Source organism: Streptomyces sp. NPDC040405 (genome assembly GCF_055595765.1).
This window is the reverse complement of record NZ_JBVIVI010000017.1, coordinates 20,789-38,757: the sequence shown is the minus strand read 5'-3', so window position 1 is coordinate 38,757 and position 17,969 is coordinate 20,789. Positions and strand designations below refer to the sequence as shown.

Sequence of the window (17,969 nt, the reverse complement as noted above, 5' to 3'; positions counted from 1 at the left end):
CTTCGGCTCAGGCCTCGTCGTCGCCCGGCTTCTCGTCGTCGCCGGACTCGATGTCGGCCTCCAGACCGAGCTGCTCGACCAGCCAGCGGTCGAACTCGATCGAAGCACGCACCCAGCTGACCGTGCTGGAGACGAAGTGCTCCAGGCTCACGCCGGTGCCGATCAGCATCTGCGCTTCGCCGATCAGCCGGACCGTGCCGTCGTCATTGGTGTGGCTGTAGACCTTGGGCCACAGGGTGCGACGGTTCCAGTCGTCCATCACCTCCAGCAGCTGCGGCTTCTCTTCGATCGCGTGCGGCCGGTCGTAGAACGTCCGGACGGAGAAGACCTGCTGCTCCTCCTCACCGCGGAACATGAAGTAGGTGCGGAACTGCTCCCACGGCGCGGCGAGGTCCCCCTCCTCGTCGACGACGTACTTCAGCTCCATCTGCTCCAGCAACTGCTTGACCAGGTCCTGGTCGGGCAGCACGGGGCCACTCGGACCCGCCGGTTCGGGCTCGGGCTGGCCCCCGAAATTCGGAATCGAGGACGGGTCGATGCTCACCGTGGATTTCCCTTCGTATGGATACCGCCATCCTCCCTCACACCCGCCCCCGCCGTGCAACCCTGGCCGCACCTTGGCGCGATCAACACCGGGCCGGGAGCCTTACCGTGCCGGGCCCACCCGAAGGCCGTCGTCGGTCCGGTCGACCCGGACCGTGTCGCCGTCCCGTACCTCGCCGGAGAGGATCTCCCTGGCCAGCCGGTCGCCGATCGCGGTCTGCACCAGGCGGCGCAGCGGGCGCGCCCCGTAGGCCGGGTCGTTGCCCTCTTCGGCGAGCCAGGCCAGTGCCTCCGGGGTGACCTCCAGGGTCAGCCGCCGCTCGGCGAGGCGCCGGGCGAGCGCGGCGATCTGCAGCTCGGCGATGCGGGTCAGCTCGTCCTGGCTGAGCGCGGAGAAGACCACCAGGTCGTCCAGCCGGTTCAGGAACTCCGGCTTGAAGGAGGTGCGGACCGTCTCCAGGACGCTCTGCTTCTTCTCCTCCTCGCCGAGCAGCGGGTCCATCAGGTACTGGCTGCCCAGGTTGGAGGTGAGGACCAGGATGGTGTTGCGGAAGTCCACCGTCCGGCCCTGGCCGTCGGTGAGGCGCCCGTCGTCCAGCACCTGCAACAGGATGTCGAAGACCTCGGGGTGGGCCTTCTCCACCTCGTCCAGCAGCACCACGCTGTACGGGCGGCGGCGCACCGCCTCGGTGAGCTGGCCGCCCTCCTCGTAGCCGACGTAGCCGGGCGGGGCGCCGACCAGCCGGGCGACGCTGTGCTTCTCGCCGTACTCGCTCATGTCGATGCGGACCATGGCCCGCTCGTCGTCGAAGAGGAAGTCGGCGAGCGCCTTGGCCAGCTCGGTCTTGCCGACGCCGGTGGGGCCGAGGAAGAGGAAGGAGCCGGTGGGCCGGTCCGGGTCGGCGATCCCGGCCCGGGTGCGGCGCACGGCGTCGGAGACGGCCCGTACGGCCTCGGTCTGGCCGATCAGCCGCCTGCCCAGCTCGTCCTCCATGCGCAGCAGCTTCTGGGTCTCGCCCTCCAGCAGCCGCCCGGCCGGGATGCCGGTCCAGGAGGCGACCACGTCGGCCACGTCGTCCGGGCCGACCTCCTCCTTGACCATGGTGCCGCGGTCCTCCCGCTGCACCTCCTCCTCGGCCTCGGATGCCTCGGCCAGCTCGCGCTCCAGGGCCGGGATCTCCCCGTACAGCAGCTTGGAGGCGGTGCCGAAGTCGCCGTCGCGCTGGGCGCGCTCGGCCTGGCCGCGCAGCTCGTCCAGCTTCTCCTTCAGCTCACCGACCCGGTTGAGGCCCTGCTTCTCCTTCTCCCAGCGGGCGGTGAGGCCGCGCAGCTCCTCCTCCTTGTCGGCGAGGTCGCGGCGCAGCTTCTCCAGCCGCAGCTTGCTGGCCTCGTCGGTCTCCTTGGCGAGGGCCATCTCCTCCATCTTCATCCGGTCGACGGAGCGCTGGAGCTCGTCGATCTCCACGGGTGAGGAGTCGATCTCCATGCGGAGCCGGGAGGCCGCCTCGTCCACCAGGTCGATGGCCTTGTCGGGGAGGAAGCGGGAGGTGATGTACCGGTCGGAGAGGGTCGCGGCGGCCACCAGCGCGCCGTCCGCGATCTGCACCTTGTGGTGCGCCTCGTACCGGCCCTTGAGCCCGCGGAGGATCGCCACGGTGTCCTCGACGGTCGGCTCGGCCACCAGCACCTGCTGGAAGCGGCGCTCCAGCGCGGCGTCCTTCTCGATCCGCTCGCGGTACTCGTCCAGTGTGGTGGCGCCGACCATGCGCAGCTCACCGCGGGCCAGCATGGGCTTCAGCATGTTCCCCGCGTCCATGGACGAGTCGCCCCCGGCGCCCGCGCCGACCACGGTGTGCAGCTCGTCGATGAAGGTGATGATCTGGCCGTCGCTGGACTTGATCTCGGCGAGGACGGTCTTCAGCCGCTCCTCGAACTCGCCGCGGTACTTCGCGCCCGCCACCATCGCGCCGAGGTCGAGGGCGACCAGCCGCTTGTCGCGCAGGCTCTCCGGCACATCGCCCTTGACGATGCGCTGGGCCAGCCCCTCCACCACGGCGGTCTTGCCGACGCCCGGGTCGCCGATCAGCACCGGGTTGTTCTTCGTACGGCGCGAGAGCACCTGCACCACGCGCCGGATCTCCTGGTCCCGGCCGATGACCGGGTCGAGCTTGCCCTCGCGGGCGGCGGCGGTGAAGTCGGTGCCGAACTTCTCCAGCGCCTTGTACGTGCCCTCCGGATCGGGAGTCGTCACCCGCTGTCCACCCCTGGCCTTCTCGAACGCGGCGAGCAGCACCTTGGCACTCGCCCCCTGCTGGTCGAGCAGCTCCCCGGCCTGGCCGCCCTTGGCGGCGATGCCGATCAGAAGGTGCTCGGTGGAGATGTAGTCGTCGCCGAGGTCCTTCGCGCGCTGCGCTGCGTCCACGAGGACGGCCTGCAGTTCGCGGCTGGCCTGCGGCGGGGCCACGGTGGAGCCCTGCACGCTGGGCAGGGCGGCGAGCAGCCGCTCGGCCCCGTTCCGCACGAAGGCCGCGTCGGTGTCGACGGCGGCCAGCAGATCCATCACGTTCGCATTGCTGTCATCCCGCCCCCGCAGAAGGGCGAGCAGCAGATGGGCCGGGGTCAGATCGGCGTGCCCGACGGACACCGCCCGGTCGTTGGCCGCGCTCAGCGCCGCCCGGCTCTTGTTGGTCAGCTCGGCGTCCACGTCCTGTGCTCCTCCTCGTCGCGCGGCGGCGCCCACAATCCTGCCCTGCACAACATGCGTAAAGTTGAGTCTATTCCACTCAACTGTGTCTCCGCCAGCGTTCTGGCCATAGGTTCCCGTCCATGGCCCTCGATCCACGCAATCCGGACCCCGCGTACCTCGCCTTCTGGCGCGAACGCCACATCTGCACCCTCACCACCCTCCGCCCCGACGGCACCCCGCACGTCGTCCCGGTCGGCGTCACCTACGACCCCGACGCCGGACTCGCCCGCGTCATCGCGAGCGGCCACAGCCACAAGGTCGCCCACGTCCGGGCGGCGGGCGACTCGGCGGACGGCGCGCGGGTCGCCGTCTGCCAGCTGGCGGGCAAGCGGTGGGCCACGCTGGAGGGCGTCGCGAGGGTACGCACCGAACCCGAGCTGATCGCCGACGCCGAGCGCCGCTACACCGAACGCTACGAGCGCACCCCCCGCCCCAACCCGCACCGCGTCCTGATCGAGATCACGCTCACCCGTGCGATGGGCCGCGGCTGAGGCTCCGCCTCCATGGTGCGCCCGGGACGCGCCACATGAACGAGGCCCGGCGACCTGGGAGGTCGTCGGGCCTGTCACGCGAAGGGGTGGAGACGCTAGTCCCTGCGCTTGGGCTTGGGACGCCAGACGACCAGGGCACTGCCCTGGTGGACGTCCTGGTAGGGGACCAGGTCGCGGCGGTACGAGGCGTGGACCTGGGCCTCGCGCTGCTGCATCGCGGCGGCCGCGCCCTCGACGGCCGACTGCAGCTCGGCGACGCGCTGCTGGAGCGCGGTCACCTGGTTCTCCAGTTCGATGATGCGCTTGATCCCGGCGAGGTTGATGCCCTCGTCCTGGGACAGCTGCTGCACCTGGCGCAGCAGCTCGATGTCGCGCGCGGAGTACCGCCGGCCGCGGCCGGGGGTGCGGTCCGGGGAGACCAGACCGAGGCGGTCGTACTGACGCAGGGTCTGCGGATGCAGGCCGGAGAGCTGAGCGGCGACCGAGATGACGTACACCGGCGACTCGTCGGTCAGCTCGTACGGGTTGCGGGATCGGCCGGTTCCCCTGCCTCCGAGGCCACCTCGGCCGTGCGTCTCCATGGGGTCATGCTCCCTTCGCGGCCTGGAACAGCTCCGCCCGCGGGTCCTCGCCCGCGGTCGCCTCCCGGTAGGACTCCAGCGCCTCGCGAGCCGAGTCGCTGAGGTCCTTCGGCACCGTCACCTCGACGGTGACCAGCAGGTCGCCGCGGGTGCCGTCCTTGCGCACCGCGCCCTTGCCGCGGGCGCGCATCGTCCGGCCGCCCGGCGTGCCGGCCGGCAGCTTCAGGGTGACCGCCGGGCCGCCCAGCGTCGGGACCTTGATCTCGCCGCCGAGCGCCGCCTCCGGAAGGGTGACGGGGACGGTGACGGTCAGGTTGTCGCCGCGGCGGCCGAAGACCGGATGCGGATCCACATGGACGATGACGTAGAGGTCACCGGCCGGACCGCCGGTCTCGCCCGGGGCGCCCTTGCCGCGCAGCCGGATCCGCTGGCCGTCGCTGACGCCCGCGGGGATACGGACCTGCATGGTGCGGGCGGAACGGGCCCGTCCGCTGCCCTTGCAGGTCTCGCACGGGTCCTGGGCGATCAGACCGCGGCCCCGGCACTCCACGCACGGGTCGGTGAGCGAGAAGCCGCCCCCGCCGCCCCGGCTGACCTGCCCGGTACCGACGCAGGTCGGGCAGACCCGCGGGGTGCCGTTCTTGTCGCCGGTGCCGGAGCACGTCTTGCACGGGGCCTGGCTGGACATCCGCAGCGGAACGGTGGCCCCTTCGACCGCCTCGGTGAAGCTGAGCGTCACCTCGGACTCGACGTCCTGGCCGCGCCGCGGCTGCGTACGGGTGGGCCCGCCGCGGTTGAAGAGCCCGCCGAACACGTCGCCGAGCCCGCCACCGAAGCCGCCCGCACCGGCGGGGCCGCCCTGGGCGCCGCCGAAGAGGTCGCCCAGGTCGAAGTTGAAGCTTCCGGTGGAGCCCGTCCCGCCCGGCCCGGGGCGGAAGCCCCCGTTGCCGAACAGGGAGCGGGCCTCGTCGTACTCCTTGCGCCGCTTGGGGTCGCCGAGGACGTCGTTCGCCTCGGAGATCTCCTTGAAGCGCTCCTCGGCCTTGGCGTCGCCCTTGTTGGCGTCCGGGTGGAACTCGCGGGCGAGCTTCCGGTACGCCTTCTTGATCTCCGCCTCGGTCGCGTCCTTGGGGACGCCGAGAACCTTGTAGTAGTCCTTCTCGACGAAGTCCTTGGTGCTCATCCCCGACGTCCCTCCTCTCCTCGTATGCCTGCCGTCACCGTCGCGTCAGCCCTCTTCCGGGCCACCGCTCTCCTCGTCCGGCGCCGTGCCGTCGCCTTCGCCCGGGCCCTTGGGCGAGGCACCCGGCTGGGGCTCGGCGACCGCGACCCGCGCCGGGCGGATCGTTCGTTCGCCGATTCGATACCCCGGCTGGAGAATCTGCACGCACGTCGTCTCGGTGACGTCCGGCGCGTACGAGTGCATGAGCGCCTCGTGCACCAGCGGGTCGAAGGGCTCGCCCTCCTTGCCGAACTGCTGCAGGCCCAGCTTCGCCGCCACCGTCTCCAGCGATTCGGCGACGGACTTGAAGCCGCCGACGAGCTCGCCGTGCTCACGCGCCCGGCCGATGTCGTCGAGCACCGGAAGCAGCTCGGTCAGGAGGTTCGCCACGGCGACCTCCTTGACCTGCACCCGGTCCCGCTCGACCCGGCGCCGGTAGTTCTGGTACTCGGCCTGAAGTCGCTGGAGGTCGAGGGTCCGCTCATTGAGGGCGGTACGCACCTGGTCCAGCTGCGCCTGAATGGCTACCTGTTCGAGGTCCCCGGCCGGGGCGCCCGGGCCCGCCTTATCGGCGGACCCGGCGCCCTTCGCCGCGTCGTCGGGGGTCTGCGCGGCTTCGGAGGGGACGTCGGGCTGCTCCTCGAAGCCCGGGGTCTCCTCCGTCACGCGGCACCACCCTTACCCTTTTCGGCCTTCTCGTCATCGACGATCTCGGCGTCCACCACGTCGTCGTCGGCCTTGGCCTGGGCACCCTCGGCACCGGCCTCACCGGCGGCTCCGGCCTCGCCCGCGCCCTCGGCGCCGGTGTTGGCGTACATCGCCTGGCCGAGCTTCTGGCTGACCGCGGCGACCTTCTCGGTCGCGGTGCGGATCTCGGCGGTGTCCTCGCCCTTGAGCTTCTCCTTGAGGTCGGTGACCGCTTCCTCGACCTCGGTCTTGACCTCGCCCGGGACCTTGTCCTCGTTGTCCTTGAGGAACTTCTCGGTCTGGTAGACCAGCTGCTCGGCCTGGTTGCGGGTCTCGGCGGCCTCGCGGCGCTTGTGGTCCTCCTCCGCGTACTGCTCGGCCTCGCGCATCATGCGGTCGATGTCGTCCTTCGGCAGCGCGGAGCCGCCGGTGACGGTCATCTTCTGCTCCTTGCCCGTGCCCAGGTCCTTCGCGGCGACGTGCATGATGCCGTTGGCGTCGATGTCGAAGGTGACCTCGATCTGCGGCACACCGCGCGGGGCGGGGGGCAGGCCGGTCAGCTCGAACATCCCGAGCTTCTTGTTGTACGCGGCGATCTCGCGCTCGCCCTGGTAGACCTGGATCTGCACGGACGGCTGGTTGTCCTCGGCCGTCGTGAAGATCTCCGAGCGCTTGGTCGGAATGGTCGTGTTGCGCTCGATCAGCTTGGTCATGATGCCGCCCTTGGTCTCGATACCGAGGGACAGCGGGGTGACGTCCAGCAGGAGGACGTCCTTGACCTCACCCTTGAGGACACCGGCCTGGAGGGACGCGCCGATGGCGACGACCTCGTCCGGGTTGACGCCCTTGTTGGCGTCCTTGCCGCCGGTCAGCTCCTTGACGAGCTCGGCGACGGCGGGCATCCGGGTCGAGCCGCCGACCAGGACCACGTGGTCGATCTCGGACAGCGAGATGCCCGCGTCCTTGATGACGTTGTGGAACGGGGTCTTGCAGCGCTCCAGCAGGTCCGAGGTCAGCTGCTGGAACTGCGAGCGGCTGAGCTTCTCGTCGAGGTGCAGCGGGCCCTCGGCGGAGGCCGTGATGTAGGGCAGGTTGATGGTGGTCTCGGTCGAGCTGGACAGCTCGATCTTCGCCTTCTCAGCGGCCTCGCGGAGGCGCTGGAGGGCCATCTTGTCCTTGGCCAGGTCGACGCCGTTGGCGTTGTTGAACTGCTTCACCAGGTAGTCGACGACGCGCTGGTCCCAGTCGTCACCACCGAGGTGGTTGTCACCGTTGGTGGCCTTGACCTCCACCACGCCGTCGCCGATCTCCAGCAGCGAGACGTCGAAGGTGCCGCCACCGAGGTCGAAGACCAGGATGGTCTGGTCGTCCTTCTCCAGCCCGTAGGCGAGCGCGGCAGCAGTAGGCTCGTTGACGATACGCAGGACGTTGAGGCCCGCGATCTCACCGGCTTCCTTGGTCGCCTGGCGCTCGGCGTCGTTGAAGTACGCCGGGACGGTGATGACCGCGTCCGCGACCTTCTCGCCGAGGTACGACTCCGCATCCCGCTTGAGCTTCTGCAGGATGAAGGCGCTCATCTGCTGCGGGTTGAAGTCTTTCCCGTCGAGGTTGACCTTCCAGTCGGTGCCCATGTGGCGCTTGACCGACCGGATGGTCCGGTCCACGTTGGTCACCGCCTGGCGCTTGGCGACCTCGCCGACCAACACCTCGCCGTTCTTCGCGAAGGCGACGACGGAAGGCGTGGTCCTGGCGCCCTCGGCGTTGGTGATGACGGTGGGCTCACCGCCTTCGAGAACACTGACGACGGAGTTCGTCGTACCCAGGTCGATGCCGACCGCACGTGCCATTTCGGGATCCTCCAGCTACAGCATTGAGTGGAACAGACTCAAGCGTGCATGATCGACTTTTCGCTGTCAACAGACCTGAGTCGTCGCGACTCAACTTTTATATGAGCCTTACACCCAAGGAGGGTGCCCGACACCCCCGAGGGCATGCGCGAAGGGGGCCGCGGGCGACCGTCGAGCGACGCATATCACCGGCCGGTCGACTACATGGGTGTGCACCCGGACGGGTAATCTCGGTCAAGACAAATTAAGTTACTGCTTAGTAATTCCGCTCTCGCAGGTTCGAGGAGCCCTTATGCAACTCGCCGCGATCATCGTGTCGCTGGTCCTCATCGCGGTCGGCGTCGCCCTGTTCGGCCGTGCCATCCTGCAGATCTACCGCTTCGTACGACTCGGCCAGCCAGTCCCGGCGGGCACCCGTACGGATGACCCGGCCGGGCGTACGGTCACGGTGGTCAAGGAGTTCCTCGGACACACCCGGATGAACCGCTGGGGCATCGTCGGTGTGGCGCACTGGTTCGTGGCCGTGGGCTTCTTCTCCCTGCTGCTGACGATCGTCAACGCCATCGGCCAGCTCTTCCAGTCCGACTGGCTGCTGCCGGTGATCGGCGACTGGCTGCCGTGGGAGATCTTCACCGAGGCCATCGGCCTGATGACGACGCTCGGCATCCTCACCCTGATCGTCATCCGGCAGCTGAACCGGCCCGACGGCGCGGGCCGCAAGTCCCGCTTCAGCGGCTCCAACATCGGCCAGGCGTACTTCGTCGAGGCCGTCATCCTCATCGTCGGCATGTCGATCATGACGCTGCGGGCCCTGGAGGGCGTCCAGCACGGCGTCGACCACTACGAGATCGGCTTCTTCGCCTCGTACCCGCTGATCGCCGCCCTCAAGGGGCTGAGCCTCACCACCATTCAGAACCTCACCTACCTCGTCGCCATGATCAAGATCGCGACATCCTTCATCTGGATGATCGTGGTCTCCCTCAAGACCGACATGGGTGTGGCCTGGCACCGCTTCCTGGCCTTCCCGAACATCTGGTTCAAGCGCGAGGCCGACGGGGACGTGGCGCTCGGCGCGCTCCAGCCGATGACCTCCGAGGGCGAGCCCATCGACTTCGAGGACCCGGACGAGGACGCCCAGTTCGGCGTCTCGCAGATCGAGCACTTCTCCTGGAAGGGCATCCTCGACTTCTCCACCTGCACCGAGTGCGGCCGCTGCCAGTCGCAGTGCCCCGCCTGGAACACCGGCAAGCCGCTCTCGCCGAAGCTGCTGGTCATGTCGCTGCGCGACCACGCGCACGCCAAGGCCCCGTATCTGCTGGCCGGTGGCGGCAAGGACGCCGAGGGCGAGGAGAAGGCGACCGCTGAGCAGCTCGCCGGGGTCCCGCAGTCCGCGCTGGACGAGGCCGAGCGCCCGCTGATCGGTACGGCCGAAGAGAACGGGGTCATCGACCCCGACGTGCTGTGGTCCTGCACCACCTGCGGCGCCTGCGTCGAGCAGTGCCCGGTCGACATCGAGCACATCGACCACATCGTCGACATGCGCCGCTACCAGGTCATGATCGAGTCGTCCTTCCCCAGCGAGGCCGGGACGATGCTGAAGAACCTGGAGAAGAAGGGCAACCCCTGGGGGCTGGCGAAGAAGCAGCGCCTGGCATGGACCAAGGAGGTCGACTTCGAGGTCCCGGTCGTCGGCAAGGACATCGAGGACCTGACCGAGGTCGACTACCTGTACTGGGTCGGCTGCGCGGGTGCCCTGGAGGACCGGGCGAAGAAGACCACCAAGGCCTTCGCGGAGCTGCTGGACATCGCGGGCGTCAAGTTCGCGATCATGGGCGGCGACGAGGCGTGCACCGGTGACTCGGCCCGCCGCCTCGGCAACGAGTTCCTGTTCCAGCAGCTCGGTCAGCAGAACGTCGAGATGCTGAACATGGCCTTCGGCGAGGATGCTGACGAGGGCGTCGTGGTCGAGAAGGCGAAGAAGAAGATCGTCGCGACCTGCCCCCACTGCTTCAACACCATCGCCAACGAATACCCGCAGCTGGGCGGCCACTTCGAGGTCATCCACCACACGCAGCTGCTGCAGCACCTCATCGACGAGGGCAAGCTCGTCCCCGTCACCCCGGTCGAGGGTCTGATCACCTACCACGACCCCTGCTACCTGGGCCGCCACAACAAGGTCTACACCCCGCCGCGCGAGATCATCGCCAAGGTGCCGGGCCTGCGGAACGAGGAGATGCACCGCCACAAGGAGCGCGGCTTCTGCTGCGGCGCCGGTGGCGCCCGCATGTGGATGGAGGAGCGGATCGGCAAGCGCATCAACAACGAGCGCGTGGACGAGGCCCTGTCGCTCAACCCCGACATCGTCTCCACCGCCTGCCCGTTCTGCCTGGTCATGCTCACCGACTCGGTCAACGGCAAGAAGAACGATGGCAAGGTCAGCGAGGCGCTCCAGGTCGTGGACGTGGCGCAACTGCTTCTCGACTCGGTGAAGACCCCCGCCGAGCCGGAGGGCGACGGCGAGTCGGCCGAGGCCCCGGAGCCCGCGCCGGTGAAGTAACCCGCGAAACCACGACGAGGGCCCGTCCGCGCACTGCGCGGGCGGGCCCTCGTCGTAGCCGCCCTACAGCCTCGGCTTGCCGTTCTTGGGCAGCGGCAGCGTCTGCTCCGTCCAGATGACCTTGCCCTCCGCCGTGTACCGCGTCCCCCACCGGTCGGCGAACTGGGAGACCAGGAACAGCCCGCGGCCGCCCTCGTCCGTCGTCGCCGCGTACCGCAGATGCGGTGACGTGCTGCTGGTGTCGGACACCTCGCAGATCAGGCTGCGGTCGCACAGCAGCCGCACCCGGATCGGGCCGGTGGCGTAGCGGATCGCGTTGGTGATCAGCTCGCTGAGGATCAGCTCGGTCGTGAACGCCACGTCCCCCAGGTCCCACTCCGCGAGCTTCCCCGCCACCGCCGCCCGCATCTCGGAGACCTGGGCCGGGTCGGACGGCACCTTCCAGTCGGCGATCCGGTCCGGCTCCAGCACCCTCGTACGGGCGACGATCAGCGCGATGTCATCGCTGGGGCGCTCGGGCAGCAGCGCGTCCAGCACCGCCGTACAGGTCTGCTCCGGGGTGCGCCCGGGGTGGGACAGGGCGTCGCCCAGCATCTCCATGCCCGTCTCGATGTCCCGGTCGCGCTTCTCGATCAGCCCGTCCGTGTAGAGCACCAGATGGCTGCCCTCGGGCAGCTCCAGCTCGGCCGTCTCGAACGGCAGCCCGCCCAGGCCCAGCGGCGGGCCCACGGGCAGGTCGTTCAGCAGCTCCACCGAGCCGTCCGGGCTTACCACTGCGGGCGGCGGATGCCCGGCCCGGGCCATGGTGCAGCGCCGCGTCACCGGGTCGTAGATCGCGTACAGACAGGTGGCCCCGATGATCACCTCGCCGCCGCCGCCGTCCGCCAGGGCGCTGTGGCCCTCGTCCTGGTCGATGCGGGCGATCAGATCGTCCAGATGGGACAGGATCTCGTCCGGCGGCAGATCGAGGGTGGAGAAGTTGTGCACCGCGGTGCGCAGCCGCCCCATCGTGGCCGCCGCGTGCAGCCCATGGCCGACCACGTCGCCCACCACCAGCGCCACCCGGGCGCCCGGCAGCGGGATGACGTCGAACCAGTCGCCGCCGACCCCGGATTCGGCGGGCAGATAGCGGTACGCCACATCCAGCGCGTTCTGCTCGGGCAGCACCCGCGGCAGCAGACTGCGCTGGAGCGTCACCGCCATGGTGTGCTCGCGGGTGTAGCGCCGGGCGTTGTCGATGCTGACGGCGGCCCGGGTGACCAGCTCCTCCGCCAGCGAGATGTCGTCCTCCTCGAACGGCTCGGGCTTCTCCGCGCGCAGGAAACTGGCCACGCCAAGCACCACGCCCCGGGCCCGCAGCGGGACCGTGATCATCGAGTGGATGCCGGATTCGACGATCTTCTGAGCCTGGTCGGGATCCTGCTCCTGCCAGCCCCCGTGGTCGCTCAGCACCGGTACGACCGTGACGGCGCCGGTGCGGAACCCGCGGGCCTGAGGCGCGTTCGGAGTGAACCGGATCAGCTGGCCGAGCGGGTAGAGCGGCACGTCGTCGCGGATGCCGCTGAGCGCCGTACGCCGCAGGGGCGTGGGGCGGCCGTCCGCGCTCCCCCCGCCGCCCGTCGTACCGGCGGGGCCCTCGTGCGGCTCCTCGCCGCGCAGGACCGAGTCCGCGAGGTCGACGGAGACGTAGTCGGCGAAACGGGCCACCGCGTACTCCGCCAGCTCCTGCGCGGTGCGCACCACGTCCAGCGAGGTGCCGATGGACACGCCCGCGTCGTACAGCAGCTTCAGGCGGTTGCGCGCCAGATCGACCTTGCCGGTCAGCGCGCGTAGCTCGGTGGTGTCGCGCAGGGTCGCGACGCTGCCGGGCGGGCCGCCGTTGCGGTCGGTGGGGCGGTGGCTGACCGACAGCAGCCGCTCCCCCGCCGTGTGCACCTCGTCGGTGGCCGGGCGCCCCGAGACCAGCAGCTCGGTCGTGTGCGGGTCGAAGCCCAGCTCGGCGACGAGACGGCCCTCCGCGTCCGGCGGCAGGGCGAAGAGGCGGCGCGCCTCGTCGTTGGCCAGCACCAGGCGGCCGTCGCCACTGACGATCAGCACGCCCTCCCGCACGGCGTGCAGCACCGCGTCGTGGTGCTCGTACATCCGGGTCATCTCGGCCGGGTCGAGACCGTGGGTCTGGCGCCGCAGCCGCCTGCTGACCATGGCGGTGCCGCCGGTGGCCAGGGCGAGCGCGGCCACGGCGGCGACGACCAGCAGCGGCAGCTGGTGGTTGGCCGCGCCGCTCACCTTCTTGATCGTGATCCCGGCCGAGACCAAGCCCACGACCTTCCGATGACCGTTCCCCCGGTCGTCGAAGACGGGCACCACGGACCGCACGGAGAGGCCGAGCGTGCCGGTGAAGGTCTCCGTGACCGTACGGCCCCGCACCGCGCCGTCGATGCTGCCCATGAAGTGCTTCCCGATCCGGTTCGGATTGGGGTGGGTGTAGCGGATCCCGTGCGGCGACATGGCCACGACGAAGTCGACGCCCGAGCCCTTGCGGGCCCGCTCGGCGAGCGGCTGCAGCGCGGCGGTCGGATCGGCGCCGCGCATCGCGGCGGCGATGCCCGGGGCGTTCGCGAAGCTCTCGGCGACGGCCATCGAGCGGTTGCGGGCCTCGCGCTCGCTGTCGTACCGGGACTGCAGGACGAGCGCCACCACGGCGGCGACGACGAGCAGCAGCACGACGCCGACCTGGAGAACGAACACCTGGCCCGCGACCGTACGCACCCCACGCCCCGGGCGGCGGCGCGGTCCCCCGCCACGGCGGCTCCCGGGGCCGTGCCCCTCGTACCGCCCGTGCGTCCGGTGTGCCTGCTGAGCCTGGTTCGTCTGGTGCCCCTCGGTCTCGTGCACCGTGAGGTCGTGCCCGATCCGCTCGCGGGCATCCCGCTGACGGCGGGGGCCCTCATGGCCGCGCTGATTCCGCCAATCGGTCACGGTCCGGGACAAAGGGACCCGCGAACGACCGAAAAGTCCGGCCATATCGTTATTTCTAGCACCCTCGCGCTGTGGCGGGCGAGCGGCATTCGCCGCTGCCGGCCGGCCACTCCCGTCCGACATCGCGCCTACACCCCGCTCGCACCCTCCGTGGGTCTCGGTGCCTCACCCGTCACTGATGCATCGTGCGATACGCACATGGCTGCCCCCGCTCGCCCGCTTCGAACATGTACCGATCCTGGCCGTGAAGTATCCCTTCTCACAACAAGGTTGTGGATCCCTGTGGATCCTCACAGGATCATGCCCCACCCATGGGTAGGTAAATGTCCTGGACGGCCCTTGTGCTCCAAAGGTCATCTTTACAGTCAAGCGGACTGATCACTCCCAGAACCTCCGTAACCCCCTCGGTTGCCGTCACCGTGCCGCATGGGTTAGGGGTGACCGATGACGCGCGCGCCTCGCCCCACGAGACCCCTCGGCCGCACCGCCCTCACCACCTGCGCGGTCTGGGCCGGTGTGCTCGCCCTGCTCACCGGATGCGGCGCGGGTGACTCCGGCGACGGGCCGCGGGACCCGCGCGCGTCGTCGTCGGCAGCGGGCGCCGCCGGAGCGTCCGCGTCCGGCGGAGGCGCCTCCCCGGGCGCCGGTTCCCCCGCGACCGCCCCCGTCCCGCGCGGCAAGGGCAGCAAGCTGCCCGACGACGTCAACGGCGACAGCTACCCGGACCTCCAGCTTCCGGTCCCGCCCCGCAAGCGGGGCCTGCCCAGCCGGATCGCGTTCGTGCACGGCTCGAAGGACGGCCTCCACCCCGCCACCCGCACCGTCCTCCGGCGGGCGGACCTGGGCCTGCCCGACGACGACGTCGCCGTCGCGGGCGCGACCGAGGTGGCCACCGCCGACCTCGACGGCGACGGCTACGCCGACGTGACCACCACCGGCGGCGAGCGGCTGAGCGCCGCCGAGGCCAAGCGCACCCATGCCACGGTCCGGACCGCCCCGTACATCGCCTGGGGCAGCCCGGGCGGCCCGCCGCACGCCCGCTCCGCCGCCCGCGTGCAGCTCCGCGGCCCCGCCGACTCCGTCGACCCGCAGCGCCCGACCGTCGGCGACTTCAACGGCGACGGCCACCACGACCTGGCGGTGGTCCGCGCGAACCGCCACTCGTTCCTCGTCCTGTACGGGCCGTTCAACCGTGCGGGCCGGGCCGCCAGGACCGTGCCGTACGACAGCCCGTTCCACGGCGGCGGCGCCGAGATCGGCGACCTCGTCGCCGACCGGATCCGCGGCGACCGCCCCACCGACCTGATCGTGCACGGCATCAGCGCCGCCGCCCAGTCCGGCTCCGCCCTCCTGACCGCGGGCCCGCACGGGCTGCGCCACACCGGGCGCCCGCTGCGCAAGGGCAACTCGATCACCTTCGGCGACTTCGACGGGGACGGCCGCCGCGATGTCGCGGTCGGCGCCAGCGGCACCCGCTCCGACGAGGGCGGCGACGCGACCGAGAAGCCGGACATCGGCCGCACGGTGAGCGTCTACTACGGCACCGCCACGGGCCGCTACGCCCGCTCCTCCCCCTCCCTCCCGGTGCCGGGCATGTCCGGGACGATGGTGGCCGCCGACACCGACGGCGACGGCGCCGACGAGCTGGCCGTCCCGCTCGGCTCCGGCGGCGCCCGGCTGCTGGCCCCCCGCCCCGGCCGTACCGCCACCGTCCGCCACACCCTCACCCGCGCCGTCCCGGCCCGGGTGGACGGCAAGGCCGTACGCGAGGACGAGCGCGCCGCCCGGCTCTACGGCGCGGCGGACTTCGATCACGACGGCAAGGACGAGATCGTGCTCGCCTGGGGCCCCGGCGTCGCGTTCTCCCTGTACGGCGAGCGGCCCGAGCGGTGGTGGATCACGAACGGGGCCTCCGACAAGATCACCTTCTCCAGCAGGCCCTTCGCGGCGGCCCGTTAGTGCCAACCGGAGTCCTCGCGGGGGGTTGACCCCCCAGGGTCCCCCTAAGGGATGTCACAGCTCGGCAGCAATGCCGGGCCTGTCCCCTCGCTCCGGCTCCCCACCCTCCGCGACCGGGTACGTTCGAATGGTGGCTGGATTCAGGATCGGACGCGGACGGGACTCCCACTCCGCGCAACAAGGGCAGCAACAGCAGCGACCGCAGCAGCCGCCGCACGGGCAGCACGACCCGTACGGCCGGACGCAGCCGCAGTGGCAGCAGCCCGCTACCCAGGGAGAGCCGGAGTACTTCGGCAGCCAGGACCCGCACTACGGCCCCGGCGGCGGGCCGGGCCCCGGCCCGGACCCGGGCTATGGCCAGGGCGGGCAGGGCGGCGCGTACAGACCGGGCCCCGGGGGCCCCGGCGCGTACGCCGACAACAACTCCGGGCATACGCAGGCGTTCAGCGTGGGCGAGGCGCCCGACGCGTACGACCCGTACGACCAGGGCCCCGGTTCGTACGACGACGGCGGCACCTACCGCGCCGGCTCCTCCACCGCCCCGCCCGCCGGTCCCCGGCTGCACTGGAAGCAGCTGCTGAGCGGCATCGTGCTGCGCCCGGCGCCCACCTTCTGGCAGATGCGCGACTACACGGTGTGGGGCCCCGCCCTCATCGTGACCTTCGTCTACGGCCTGCTGGCGGTCTTCGGCTTCGACGACGCCCGCCAGGACGTCCTGAACGCTCCGCTGGGCAACAGCATCCCGTGGATCCTCAGCGCGGGCGTCGCGGTCGTCATCAGCTCCCTGGTGCTCGGCGCGGTCACCCACACCCTCGCCCGCCAGCTGGGCGGCGACGGCACCTGGGGACCGACGATCGGCCTCTCGATGCTGATCATGTCGATCACCGACGCGCCGCGGCTGCTGTTCGCGCTCTTCCTGGGCGGCGACAGCCCCCTGGTGCAGGTGCTGGGCTGGGCGACCTGGCTGGCGTCGGGCGCGCTGTTCACGTCCATGGTCAGCAAGTCGCACGACCTGCCGTGGCAGAAGGCGCTGGGGGCGTCGGCGATCCAGCTGATCGCGCTGCTGTCGCTGCTGAAGCTGGGAACCCTGTAGGCAAGGGGCCCGCAAGGGCCCCCTGACCCCCTTCTACCTACGCGTCGAGGACCTGCCCGTCACGCCGTACGACGGGCGGCTCGACGCTCCAGGGGAAGTTGATCCACTGCTCGGTGCGCTTCCACACGTACTCGCACCGCACCAGCGACTGCGACTTCTCGTAGATCACGGCACTGCGCACCTCGGCGACGGTCTCGAGGCAGAAGTCGCGCACCAGCTTCAGCGTCTTGCCGGTGTCCGCGACATCGTCGGCGATCAGCACCTTCTTGTCGGAGAAGTCGATCGCGTTGGGCACGGGCGCGAGCATCACCGGCATGTCGAGAGTGGTCCCCACCCCCGTGTAGAACTCCACGTTGACCAGGTGGATGTTCTTGCAGTCCAGCGCGTACGCCAGCCCGCCCGCGACGAAGACCCCGCCGCGGGCTATGGACAGCACGATGTCCGGCTCGTACCTGTCGTCCGCGATGGCCTGCGCCAGCTCGCGGACCGCCGCGCCGAACCGCTCGTACGTGAGATTCTCGCGTTCCTCACCCACGGCTGATCACACCTTCGTCCGGTGGAAGTTCTGGAACGAACGCGAAGGCGTCGGCCCACGCTGCCCCTGGTAGCGGGAGCCGTACTTCACCGAGCCGTACGGATGCTCGGCGGGCGAGGTCAGCCGGAACATGCACAGCTGCCCGATCTTCATCCCCGGCCACAGCTTTATCGGCAGCGTCGCGACGTTCGACAGCTCAAGCGTCACATGCCCCGAGAACCCCGGGTCGATGAACCCGGCCGTCGAATGCGTCAGCAGCCCCAGCCGCCCCAGGCTCGACTTCCCCTCCAGCCGCGAGGCGAGGTCATCCGGCAGGGTGACAACCTCGTACGTGGAGGCGAGCACGAACTCCCCCGGATGCAGGATGAACGCCTCGTCCCCCTCCGGCTCCACCAGCCGCGTCAGATCCGGCTGCTCCACCGCCGGATCGATATGCGGATACCGGTGGTTCTCGAACACCCGGAAGAACCGGTCCAACCTGACGTCGATGCTCGACGGCTGCACCATCGCCGGGTCATACGGATCGATCCGCACCCGTCCGGCGTCGATCTCCGTCCGGATGTCCTTGTCTGAGAGAAGCACGGAACGAGGATACGCAGACCAGCCCCACTCCATGGCGCGGGGGGGGGGCAAAAAGAAAGGGGACAGGGCCCCAAACCCTCTTTTTCCCCCCCTCTCCCCCCCCCCCCCCCCCCCATCCCCCCCCTCCTCTCTCCCCCCCCCCCCCCC

The 17,969-nt window shown here is 70.4% G+C and carries 13 protein-coding genes; 4 read left to right on the top strand and 9 right to left on the bottom strand.

Going from position 1 to position 17,969, the window contains the following annotated elements:
* Positions 1-7 precede the first annotated feature (7 nt).
* Positions 8-544: a type III secretion system chaperone family protein gene (locus ACZ59A_RS40270; protein ID WP_468042759.1), complete on the bottom strand. Its 537-nt coding sequence runs from the start codon at positions 542-544 to the stop codon at positions 8-10.
* A 102-nt stretch (positions 545-646) separates the two neighbouring features.
* Positions 647-3,247, bottom strand: coding sequence for an ATP-dependent chaperone ClpB (gene clpB / locus ACZ59A_RS40265; protein ID WP_470969576.1), 2,601 nt, complete (start codon positions 3,245-3,247; stop codon positions 647-649).
* 122 nt (positions 3,248-3,369) lie between these two features.
* Between clpB and ACZ59A_RS40260 the strand changes: the two genes are divergently transcribed.
* Positions 3,370-3,780, top strand: a complete 411-nt coding sequence (locus tag ACZ59A_RS40260) for a pyridoxamine 5'-phosphate oxidase family protein (protein WP_470969571.1) — start codon at positions 3,370-3,372, stop codon at positions 3,778-3,780.
* Positions 3,781-3,875: 95 nt separating this feature from the next.
* Here the strand turns inward: ACZ59A_RS40260 and ACZ59A_RS40255 are convergent, their stop codons facing one another.
* The 4 genes from ACZ59A_RS40255 to dnaK are packed head-to-tail and all read right to left on the bottom strand — an operon-like array spanning position 3,876 to position 8,117.
* The gene (locus tag ACZ59A_RS40255) at positions 3,876-4,361 is read right to left on the bottom strand and encodes a heat shock protein transcriptional repressor HspR (RefSeq protein WP_468042764.1); all 486 of its coding nucleotides are present in this window, start codon (positions 4,359-4,361) and stop codon (positions 3,876-3,878) included.
* Positions 4,362-4,365: 4 nt separating this feature from the next.
* Positions 4,366-5,544 carry a molecular chaperone DnaJ gene (dnaJ, locus tag ACZ59A_RS40250; protein WP_470969567.1) on the bottom strand — a complete coding sequence of 393 codons (1,179 nt, stop codon included), beginning with the start codon at positions 5,542-5,544 and terminating at the stop codon, positions 4,366-4,368.
* 45 nt (positions 5,545-5,589) lie between these two features.
* The gene (gene grpE, locus ACZ59A_RS40245; protein ID WP_470969564.1) at positions 5,590-6,249 is read right to left on the bottom strand and encodes a nucleotide exchange factor GrpE; all 660 of its coding nucleotides are present in this window, start codon (positions 6,247-6,249) and stop codon (positions 5,590-5,592) included.
* On the bottom strand, positions 6,246-8,117 hold the full coding sequence (gene dnaK / locus ACZ59A_RS40240) for a molecular chaperone DnaK (RefSeq protein ID WP_470969560.1): 1,872 nt from the start codon (positions 8,115-8,117) through the stop codon (positions 6,246-6,248). The genes grpE and dnaK overlap by 4 nt, the downstream gene beginning before the upstream one ends.
* A gap of 292 nt (positions 8,118-8,409) precedes the next feature.
* Between dnaK and ACZ59A_RS40235 the strand changes: the two genes are divergently transcribed.
* A complete protein-coding gene (locus ACZ59A_RS40235; protein ID WP_470969556.1) occupies positions 8,410-10,674 on the top strand; it encodes a (Fe-S)-binding protein in 2,265 nt (754 codons plus the stop codon).
* A 63-nt stretch (positions 10,675-10,737) separates the two neighbouring features.
* Here the strand turns inward: ACZ59A_RS40235 and ACZ59A_RS40230 are convergent, their stop codons facing one another.
* Positions 10,738-13,569, bottom strand: coding sequence for a SpoIIE family protein phosphatase (locus tag ACZ59A_RS40230; RefSeq protein WP_470969835.1), 2,832 nt, complete (start codon positions 13,567-13,569; stop codon positions 10,738-10,740).
* Positions 13,570-14,097: 528 nt separating this feature from the next.
* Between ACZ59A_RS40230 and ACZ59A_RS40225 the strand changes: the two genes are divergently transcribed.
* Both ACZ59A_RS40225 and ACZ59A_RS40220 read left to right on the top strand, forming a co-directional pair.
* Entirely contained in the window at positions 14,098-15,612 is a 1,515-nt protein-coding gene (locus tag ACZ59A_RS40225) for an FG-GAP-like repeat-containing protein (protein ID WP_470969552.1), read from the top strand.
* Between the two features lie 127 nt (positions 15,613-15,739).
* A complete protein-coding gene (locus ACZ59A_RS40220) occupies positions 15,740-16,705 on the top strand; it encodes a Yip1 family protein (protein WP_470969550.1) in 966 nt (321 codons plus the stop codon).
* A 37-nt stretch (positions 16,706-16,742) separates the two neighbouring features.
* Here ACZ59A_RS40220 and ACZ59A_RS40215 read toward each other — a convergent pair whose 3' ends face one another.
* Together ACZ59A_RS40215 and dcd are read right to left on the bottom strand one after the other, a co-directional pair.
* Positions 16,743-17,240 carry a phosphoribosyltransferase gene (locus tag ACZ59A_RS40215; protein WP_470969547.1) on the bottom strand — a complete coding sequence of 166 codons (498 nt, stop codon included), beginning with the start codon at positions 17,238-17,240 and terminating at the stop codon, positions 16,743-16,745.
* Between the two features lie 6 nt (positions 17,241-17,246).
* On the bottom strand, positions 17,247-17,822 hold the full coding sequence (gene dcd / locus ACZ59A_RS40210; RefSeq protein WP_468042782.1) for a dCTP deaminase: 576 nt from the start codon (positions 17,820-17,822) through the stop codon (positions 17,247-17,249).
* Positions 17,823-17,969: the final 147 nt, after the last annotated feature.

What these genes read in the sequence shown, in the direction of transcription:
- ACZ59A_RS40260 (WP_470969571.1), top strand. Translation starts at nt 3,370, where the DNA reads ATGGCCCTCGATCCACGCAATCCGGACCCCGCGTACCTCGCCTTCTGG.
- ACZ59A_RS40255 (WP_468042764.1), bottom strand. Translation starts at nt 4,361, where the DNA reads ATGGAGACGCACGGCCGAGGTGGCCTCGGAGGCAGGGGAACCGGCCGA.
- dnaJ (WP_470969567.1), bottom strand. Translation starts at nt 5,544, where the DNA reads ATGAGCACCAAGGACTTCGTCGAGAAGGACTACTACAAGGTTCTCGGC.
- dnaK (WP_470969560.1), bottom strand. Translation starts at nt 8,117, where the DNA reads ATGGCACGTGCGGTCGGCATCGACCTGGGTACGACGAACTCCGTCGTC.
- ACZ59A_RS40235 (WP_470969556.1), top strand. Translation starts at nt 8,410, where the DNA reads ATGCAACTCGCCGCGATCATCGTGTCGCTGGTCCTCATCGCGGTCGGC.
- ACZ59A_RS40225 (WP_470969552.1), top strand. Translation starts at nt 14,098, where the DNA reads ATGACGCGCGCGCCTCGCCCCACGAGACCCCTCGGCCGCACCGCCCTC.
- ACZ59A_RS40220 (WP_470969550.1), top strand. Translation starts at nt 15,740, where the DNA reads ATGGTGGCTGGATTCAGGATCGGACGCGGACGGGACTCCCACTCCGCG.